The 3,954-nt window shown below is 59.0% G+C and carries 7 protein-coding genes; 2 read left to right on the top strand and 5 right to left on the bottom strand.

All coding sequences use genetic code 11. The features are described from left to right. Positions 1 to 45: 45 nt before the first annotated feature. The 3 genes from K678_RS19995 to K678_RS19990 form a co-directional block, all read right to left on the bottom strand. Positions 46 to 204 carry a hypothetical protein gene (locus K678_RS19995; RefSeq protein WP_414533357.1) on the bottom strand — a complete coding sequence of 53 codons (159 nt, stop codon included), beginning with the start codon at positions 202 to 204 and terminating at the stop codon, positions 46 to 48. 240 nt (positions 205 to 444) lie between these two features. After that, a complete protein-coding gene (locus K678_RS17035; RefSeq protein ID WP_021133723.1) occupies positions 445 to 759 on the bottom strand; it encodes a hypothetical protein in 315 nt (104 codons plus the stop codon). Positions 760 to 816: 57 nt separating this feature from the next. Further along, complete coding sequence (locus K678_RS19990; RefSeq protein WP_021133722.1) at positions 817 to 933, bottom strand: pilus assembly FimT family protein; 117 nt, start codon at positions 931 to 933, stop codon at positions 817 to 819. 237 nt (positions 934 to 1,170) lie between these two features. Between K678_RS19990 and K678_RS17030 the strand changes: the two genes are divergently transcribed. Then, the gene (locus tag K678_RS17030; protein ID WP_021133721.1) at positions 1,171 to 1,503 is read left to right on the top strand and encodes a hypothetical protein; all 333 of its coding nucleotides are present in this window, start codon (positions 1,171 to 1,173) and stop codon (positions 1,501 to 1,503) included. Beyond that, a complete protein-coding gene (locus K678_RS17025) occupies positions 1,496 to 1,930 on the top strand; it encodes a type II toxin-antitoxin system VapC family toxin (RefSeq protein WP_039853746.1) in 435 nt (144 codons plus the stop codon). Before K678_RS17030 ends, K678_RS17025 begins: the two co-directional genes overlap by 8 nt. On the opposite strand, the gene K678_RS17020 is transcribed toward K678_RS17025, so the two are convergent. Beyond that, positions 1,884 to 3,224: a tyrosine-type recombinase/integrase gene (locus K678_RS17020; RefSeq protein ID WP_021133719.1), complete on the bottom strand. Its 1,341-nt coding sequence runs from the start codon at positions 3,222 to 3,224 to the stop codon at positions 1,884 to 1,886. The two genes, K678_RS17025 and K678_RS17020, sit on opposite strands and share 47 nt — an antisense overlap. A 398-nt stretch (positions 3,225 to 3,622) precedes the next feature. Next, positions 3,623 to 3,954, bottom strand: a 332-nt coding sequence (locus K678_RS17015; RefSeq protein WP_021133718.1) for a chemotaxis protein CheW, incomplete at its 5' end; no start/stop codon positions are given.

The raw sequence follows: 3,954 nt of genomic DNA, 5'->3' as shown, positions 1-3,954 counted from the left end.
ATCCGAGGAGAGGGAGACGGAGCTGCCGAACCAGTCGCCCGACGCTCAGTCCGATGCGGTGAGCTTCGCTTGCTCCGTCCATGTCCCACCTGATCGCGTGAAGATGTATGCTGCTCCGGCGGTGGACAGGGCACCGTTCGCCCCGACAACGGCGGTGTTTCCATCCGAGGAGAGGGAGACGGAGCTGCCGAACCAGTCGCCCACCGCCTTGTCGGAGGCGCTCACTTTCGTCTGTGTCGCCCAGCGCAGAACCGCGACCGGCGATGGGATCACAGGGACATACGAGGTGCTGATGCCGGAAAGTCCCGCATCGGACAGGACGGTTTTCGAGGTTTGGTAGGCGACATATCCCGAGAGAGAAGCAGTGCCCCCTATGTCAAACGATCCGGACAAGACGAGATGGATCGGGGTGTTCGTGTTTCCTCCCGTGTTCGAGAGGATTACTCAGAGGGAATCGCCTCTCGTGAAGGGATATCCAGAGATATTGCCCGCGTATGCCTCGCTTGCGAACGGGGTGGACTGGGAGACGTTTTCGGAGTTTTCGAGAAATCCGAGGATTTCGCCTTTCGAACGGCTGGCATTGACCGAATACGCGAGGGGAAGACCTGTGACCGGATCGTTCGGGATCGGACTCATTTTCCCGATACTCTGGACGGTCTGTCCGGCGTTTCCTTGCGTGCCGATGACCGCCCCGGAGTAGGTCAGGCTGATCGAGGGGCTGTCCGGCATCGGGAAATATCCGGTCTTCGCATAGTTCATCGTGAGTCCCCGGTACAACGCGGTTGCGTTACTGATCCGGACGGAATCCCGAGCCGATCAAGAGAATCCCCCGAGTTGGACGAAGGCTATCGTCCCGAGGATGACGAGAATGGTGATGACCACAATCAACTCGACGAGGGTGAAACCCCGGCTTTTTATTTTGAGTCTGTGCATAAAGTGGTAGGTTGTTAGGTGTGTAAACTGTACAATTGTATCTTATTTAAAATAAAAATCAAATTATGTGCTTTTGTCCGGTTGTTTGTCTTGTTGCAACTCGGTTTGGGGGCGGTCGGAAGTCTGGCGATTCGCTCCCTCCGATAAATTTGGAAATCCGACGACATGGCGTATAATGTCTCCGTATCTTTTAATTTTCCCCATATGAAACAAGTGGTTGAAGGCTGAGACACTGACATGGAAACGGTCATTCGAGACGTGACCTTGGAAACGGTCAACCAAGCCATTGCCAACCGGGCGGGGATCAAGCCCGGCGAGAGCTTTTCCGTTGTCATCGTCGATAGCGTCACGCGGCCTCGGTCGCGTCTGTCCGATGTCGCGGGGAAAGCACGAGTCCCCGTGGCCGCGAAGGGGCTGGCGACGGACGGAGCTGTGATCGAGCCGGGCGAAGGCGTCAAGAGCCGCATGGCGCGATTGCTTGAGTTGAAGGGCGTCGGTGCGCGGCTTTATGGCGAGCGGACGCAAGAGGATATTGACGCTGGAATCCGTGAGTTCCGGGGCGATGAATAAACACGTTGCGGACGCTCAACGTATATACGTTGATGCAAATATAATAATCTATTTCGTCGAAGGTTGGGCGGGTGCGCAAGAAAATATTGCCCGCCTCTTTTCTCATGCCGAAGAGAAAGGCATGCGACTTATTACGAGCGAAATCACCGTCTCAGAGTGCTTGTACGGGGCGTACAAGGCAGAGCGCTCGGAGCTTGTCGAGCGGTACAGAGAAATTTTCAGCGAAATCGAAGCATTTGAGCTTGTTCCGGTCGAGTTCGGAATCTGCGAGCGCGCCGCGAAAGTCGGCGCGGCGAACGGCTTGAAGCTGATCGATGCGATTCACGTCACGTCCGCTCTTGAAATCGCGTGCGACGTGTTCGTTACGAACGACAAGGGAATCAGGTCGAGCGCGGATTTGTGCGTCGTCCAGCTTGCGGATTTGTAGCGGTCGCCGGAGCTGCGCTTGAGCCGGTTTCCCCCTCCGGCACGCCTTCCTTTACGATCTTTTCGACATATCCCGCCCACGATTCGAACGCGCGGCGTCGATCTTCAAGATACATCGCTTTATTGTAGACCCCGGCCACGCCTGCTTTTGCGCTGCCGGAAACGTGGTTTACGCACGCCTCGACGACATGCGGGGCGATGCCAAGACGCTCGTTCATCATCGTTACCATGGTGCGGCGCAGATCGTGCAGCGTCCATTCGGGCATCGGGGGAAGCCCGGCCTTTTCCCGCCTTCTGGCGATCCGACCGTCAACGCGCTCCTTGGTCTTGCTGAACCCCGAAACCGGGGTCTTTCCGGTGTTGGTGAACAGAAACCCGGCGTCGCCGATCTCCGGGCGACCTTTCGCGATGGCGGCGGCGAGCGGGGCAAGCGGGACGGTGTGCGGGCGTCCGTTTTTCGTCCGGTCGCTCGGGATTTCCCACGCTGGCCGATCGCCATCCAAGCCGACAAGCTCACTCCATCGCATTCCGCCGACTTCCCCCCTTCGCTGGCCGGTCAGAAGAAGGAGCTTGAAGAGGTCGCAGAACGCCCCGCCTTCCGTGCCGAACGCCTGCCACACCTCGGCAATCTCGGGCTCGGTCAACGTGCGCTCCCCTACGTTCTTTTGTCCTGGCGGCTTCAATCGGTCGGTCGGCGGGATTTCGAGCAAGTCCTGCTCCGCGCACCAATTAAAAAACTTGCTCAGGTGCGCAAGGAGGTTGTTCGCCCCGCCCGCGCTCCCACGCTCAACCATGGCATCCAGCACGGCGCGAACGTCGGCGCGGGTGATCGAGTCAACCGGCTTGTCCGCCCATGCTGCCGTATCCGATCCGAACAAGGCGCGGCGGTATTCCCGGTGAGTGGAAAGGGCAAGGCGCGGCTCGACGTGCTGGCGCATGAACCGCTCGCCGACTGTCTTGAAGGTGTTGGCGGCTTTCTCGGCCTTGGCTTCCGTTTCGGTTGCCCTTACTTGGCGCGGATCAATTCCGCGTTCAGCAAGCTCGACCCACTCGCCAGCCTTTTCGCGGGCATCCTTAAGGGAAAATCCGGGATCATCGTCCTTCGTTTTGGCTCTGCCGATGGTGAGGCGCACGAGCTTCCCGTTAAGGCGCGTCATCACGAAATAGGAGCGCGTGCCCGCCAACGAAACCCGAACCCCGAACGATGGCATGGCGGTGTCGAAGTAATCCACCTGTCCACTTTCCGGAGGCGAAAGCCGGGAGACGGCAAGCGCGGTGAGCTTCAGCTTCGGCATGCGGCGGGCTCCTCATAGGTAACCGATAGGTAACACATACACCCCCTTCAGGGACGTTCCAGAAGGTTACGCCATGTTCAGCTCATGCCGCAATACCCCTTATTTTCCGCCATTTATCGGCCGACCGATGTGCGTCGATGTTCTGCCGTATTCTGCCAATTTTGCGCATTCGTAATGCGCGGGCCGAGGGTTCGAATCCTTTCGCCGGCACCACCGATTTTCAAGGGCCTAGCGGTCGCCGCCGCTAGGCCCTTGTTCATTTCCGCCGACACCCGGCTATCCCCCTGATCCAGCCCGTGAGCCTCGACAAACGCGACGAGGCCAGACGAAATCCGAGATCGCCGCGAGATACCAAAACTCGGGCGGAACCGCACCGCCGTCGCGCGTCATTTCTCTGATCAGTCGCTCGCACTCAATGGCAGGTCGGCGGAAACCAGCGCAGCTTCCTCGCTGGAAAAAAGCTGGGACAGATCGAAGACAATCACGAAAGCCCCGCCCGAGCGGCCAATGGCGCGGATATATTCGGAACGCCACCGCACGCCGACATCGGGGGCCGCTTCCAGTTCGTGTTCGGCGAGCGAGGTAACCTCGATCACCCGGTCTGAAATCATCCCCATGGTGATTTGGCGGCTACCCACCGGGACTTCAAGGACGATGATCCGGGTATTCTCGGTGGGGGTGACCGGTGGCAGCCCCAGCTTGGTCCGCAGATCGATCACCGGGACGCCCT

It is taken from the genome of Magnetospirillum fulvum MGU-K5, from assembly GCF_000442515.1.
Taxonomy (GTDB): domain Bacteria; phylum Pseudomonadota; class Alphaproteobacteria; order Rhodospirillales; family Magnetospirillaceae; genus Phaeospirillum; species Phaeospirillum fulvum_B.
This window is presented reverse-complemented; position numbering and strand designations above follow the sequence as displayed.

Excerpts from the sequence above, each read along its gene's own strand:
- K678_RS17020 (WP_021133719.1), bottom strand. The coding sequence starts at position 3,224 with ATGCCGAAGCTGAAGCTCACCGCGCTTGCCGTCTCCCGGCTTTCGCCT.
- K678_RS17035 (WP_021133723.1), bottom strand. The coding sequence starts at position 759 with ATGAACTATGCGAAGACCGGATATTTCCCGATGCCGGACAGCCCCTCG.
- K678_RS17030 (WP_021133721.1), top strand. The coding sequence starts at position 1,171 with ATGGAAACGGTCATTCGAGACGTGACCTTGGAAACGGTCAACCAAGCC.
- K678_RS19990 (WP_021133722.1), bottom strand. The coding sequence starts at position 933 with ATGCACAGACTCAAAATAAAAAGCCGGGGTTTCACCCTCGTCGAGTTG.
- K678_RS17025 (WP_039853746.1), top strand. The coding sequence starts at position 1,496 with ATGAATAAACACGTTGCGGACGCTCAACGTATATACGTTGATGCAAAT.